This window comes from Clostridia bacterium, from assembly GCA_028698525.1.
Classification (GTDB): domain Bacteria; phylum Bacillota; class Clostridia; order JAQVDB01; family JAQVDB01; genus JAQVDB01.
This window is the reverse complement of record JAQVDB010000114.1, coordinates 1-3,728: the sequence shown is the minus strand read 5'-3', so window position 1 is coordinate 3,728 and position 3,728 is coordinate 1. Positions and strand designations below refer to the sequence as shown.

Below are 3,728 nucleotides of genomic sequence, written 5' to 3'. Positions count from 1 at the left end.
GGAGTTAGGGAGTCCCTTGAAGAGCAGACTATGGGTATGGCTAAAGCTGCAGCTGAGTTTTTGAGCAATAACTTGGTTCATCCCAATGGACTGCCGGTTGAATGCGTAATTGCAGATACCTGTATTGGTGGTGTAGCAGAGGCAGCAGCCGCTGCAGAGAAGTTCAAAAAAGAAGGTGTAGGCGTATCTCTTACTGTGACACCTTGTTGGTGCTATGGATCAGAGACAATGGATATGGATCCCCATATTCCAAAGGCTGTCTGGGGATTTAACGGAACCGAACGTCCAGGGGCAGTTTATCTTGCAGCAGTATTAGCTGCTCACTCTCAAAAAGGACTCCCTGCTTTTGGCATATACGGCAGAGATGTTCAAGATGCTGGCGATACTGAAATTCCTGAGGATGTAAAACAGAAGCTGTTGCAGTTTGCAAAAGCAGGATTAGCCGTTGCTTATATGAGAGGCAAGTCTTATCTATCCATGGGTGGAGTTGCAATGGGGATAGCGGGTTCAATGGTAAATCCCGATTTTTTTGAAGATTATTTAGGAATGAGAACAGAATATATAGATATGTCCGAATTCATCAGAAGGATAGATGAGGAAATCTATGATAAAGAAGAATATGAGAAGGCTTTAGAGTGGGTGAAGAAGTACTGTAAAGAAGGCCCTGACAACAATGCTGAAGAGGATCAAAAGAGCAGGGCGGAAAAGGATAAAGATTGGGAATTTGTAGTTAAGATGGCTATAATAGCGAGAGATCTGATGATAGGGAATCCCAAGCTTGCTGAACTAGGGTTTGGAGAAGAGGCAATGGGACATAATGCCATACTTGCAGGATTCCAGGGACAGAGACAATGGACGGATCATTTTCCTAATGGAGACTTTTTAGAGACCATACTCAACACATCTTTTGATTGGAACGGAATAAGAGAGCCATTATTGGTGGCAACAGAAAATGATAGTCTAAATGGTGTTTGTATGCTTTTTGGTCATCTATTGACTAATACAGCTCAGATATTCTCTGATGTAAGGACATATTGGAGCCCTGAGGCCGTTAAGAGAGTTACCGGATATACCCTTGAAGGAGCTGCTGAAAACGGTATTATTCACTTGATAAACTCAGGTGCTACTACTCTGGATGCTACAGGCGAGATGAGTATTGATGGAAAACCTGCAATGAAACCTTTCTGGGAGATCACTCCGGATGAAGTTAAAAAATGTCTAGATGCTACACAGTTTAGACCTGCATCATTGGGATATTTTAGAGGCGGAGGTTTTTCTTCAAACTTTTTGACAAGGGGAGGAATGCCTGTAACAATGTCAAGAATAAGTATTGTAAAAGGGTTAGGGCCAATGCTTCAGATAGCTGAAGGATATACAGTAGATCTACCTAAAGAAGTACATGATACACTAGATAAACGTACCGATCCTACATGGCCTACAACATGGTTTGCCCCGAGGTTGACCGGGGAAGGTCCTTTCAAGGATGTATATTCAGTGATGAACAATTGGAGCGCAAACCATGGGGCAATCAGCTATGGGCATATTGGAGCACAGCTCATCACATTGGCATCAATGTTAAGAATACCTGTTGCTATGCACAATGTTCCAGAAGATAAAATATTCAGACCCAGTACTTGGGGAGCATTTGGAGCGATGGATGTTCAGGGAGCTGACTATAGAGCTTGTGAAAATTTTGGACCTTTATATAAAAAGTAAAACTGGAAAGCCCCATTTGTGGGGCTTTTCTTTAACTGTTTAGCAAAAGTTATTATATATAATTTTTTGAAGGATATTTATATAAAATATTGAATTATATATTGTACAGCATCATATTCGCTTTTATACAGATATTCAGTTTTACAATTAAATATATCCTTAAAGAATTTTAAGGAGGGTTGTTATGTATAAAATCATCCTTGTGGAAGATGAGGAGTTTGTAAGAAATGCCATACGCGATATTATAGATTGGAAAGCTCTAGGTTTTGAGTTAGTTGGTGAAGCAGGGGATGGGCATCAAGCCCTTGAACTTTTGGAAAAGGTTCAGCCTGATGTAATTCTTACCGATATTTGTATGCCTTTTATGGACGGGTTTGAACTTGCAAAGCGGGCAAAAGAGATTTATTCTACCGTTAAGGTTGTCATCATAACTGGATATGACGAGTTTGAATATGCGCAGCAGGCTGTACAGTTGGATGTATCCGATTATATATTGAAGCCCATTACCCCAAAAGAATTTTCAGATACTTTGAAAAAGATAAAAAATGAATTAGATGAAGAATTTGCAGACAAAAAAACATAGAAAAACTCAAGAGTCAATTTGAAGAGAGTCTAGAAATTCTAAAGGAGAAATTTTTTACAAATCTGATATCCGGCTATATGAGTGAAAAAGATATTCAACAGAGCGCTACCAAGCTCCAACTTGATATCTCTGCCTATTCTTATGTAGTGGCGGTCATAAGGATAGATGATATGAAAAAAGCTGAGAAGATGTTTGGGGCTGAAAACAGACAGCTAATATCTTTTGCGGTGTTAAATGTGAGCAACGAGATATTGAATAAGTATGACAATGGAGTGGTATTTAGCGATAAACATTTTCAGTTTACATTCATTTTCATGAAAAAAAATAAGGATGCACAAAATTTTAAAAGTCATGTAGCAGGTATACTGACGGAAATAATTGATAATATCAAAAAGTTTCTAGGATTGGAATTATCCGCAGGGCTAGGGGATGAATATAAAGACATAGAATCTGTGCGGTATTCTTACAATGATGCCTTGACAGCTATAGAGTATAGAGTGCTTTTAGGTAGCGAAAAAGTGATAATAAAATCAGATATTGAGAGAAAACCTTCTTTTATTCATCAGAGGACCCAGGAGATAATCGATGAGCTATCATATAAAATAAAATTGGGTACAATAGATGAGATAATGGATATACTAGATTGTCTTTTTGATTTTCTAAAAGAATCCAGTGTTACTATTTCATATTTTAGAACAGTCTTATTGGAGGTTGCTGTTACTATATTAAAGGCCTTTGATGATTTAGATGTTGAATCAGAAGGCTCATTTGTCCTGGATTTTGAAATATTTGAAAAAATTCTAGAGTTTAGCAAATTAGAGGACATAAGGGAATATTACAAGCAGTTGTGCAGGAAGCTTTCTGAAAAGATAGTTAAAATGAGACAAGAGGACTGGGCTCTGCAAGTAAAAAGAGCACGTGCTTTTATAGATGATAACTATGGTGATAAAAATTTAAGTATTCAGATGTTATGTGACTACTTGTATCTAAGTTCCAGCTATTTCAGCAAAATTTTCAAAGATGGCACAGGTCAGACATTCAAAGAATATCTGACAGGGGTCAGAATGAAAAGGGCAAAAGAGCTATTAAAGAATACCTCATTGAAGACATATGAAATAGCAGATCAGGTCGGTTATGCTGATCCTCACTATTTTAGCCATTCATTTAAACAGAATGTTGGGGTAACGCCCAAAGAATATCGCGGTAAATAAAGGATATAAGAGGTGCAGCTCGTGATTAAAAAAACTTTAAAAAGGATGATTTCATCATACAATCCTCATAGCCTTCATACAACTATCGCAGGTGCTTTTTCCACCCTCATCATATTGATCGTTGTGTCTATAGCATCTATATCTTATTATGTGACAGGAAATATGGTGGAAAAAAATTCAGGGGAATATGTTTATCAGCTGGTAAAACAAGTTAATTA

At 37.7% G+C, this 3,728-nt stretch carries 4 protein-coding genes; all 4 read left to right on the top strand.

Annotation, left to right across the window (positions count from 1 at the left end; all coding sequences use genetic code 11):
- On the top strand, window positions 1–1,716 hold a 1,716-nt coding region (locus PHP06_10810), incomplete at its 5' end, for an L-fucose isomerase (protein ID MDD3841030.1).
- Between the two features lie 184 nt (window positions 1,717–1,900).
- Window positions 1,901–2,299, top strand: coding sequence for a response regulator (locus PHP06_10805; GenBank protein ID MDD3841029.1), 399 nt, complete (start codon window positions 1,901–1,903; stop codon window positions 2,297–2,299).
- Window positions 2,300–2,376: 77 nt separating this feature from the next.
- On the top strand, window positions 2,377–3,510 hold the full coding sequence (locus tag PHP06_10800) for an AraC family transcriptional regulator (protein MDD3841028.1): 1,134 nt from the start codon (window positions 2,377–2,379) through the stop codon (window positions 3,508–3,510).
- A gap of 21 nt (window positions 3,511–3,531) precedes the next feature.
- Window positions 3,532–3,728 (top strand): hypothetical protein (locus PHP06_10795; protein ID MDD3841027.1); only part of this gene is annotated, 197 nt, incomplete at its 3' end.

What these genes read in the sequence shown, in the direction of transcription:
- PHP06_10805 (MDD3841029.1), top strand. Translation starts at nt 1,901, where the DNA reads ATGTATAAAATCATCCTTGTGGAAGATGAGGAGTTTGTAAGAAATGCC.
- PHP06_10800 (MDD3841028.1), top strand. Translation starts at nt 2,377, where the DNA reads ATGAGTGAAAAAGATATTCAACAGAGCGCTACCAAGCTCCAACTTGAT.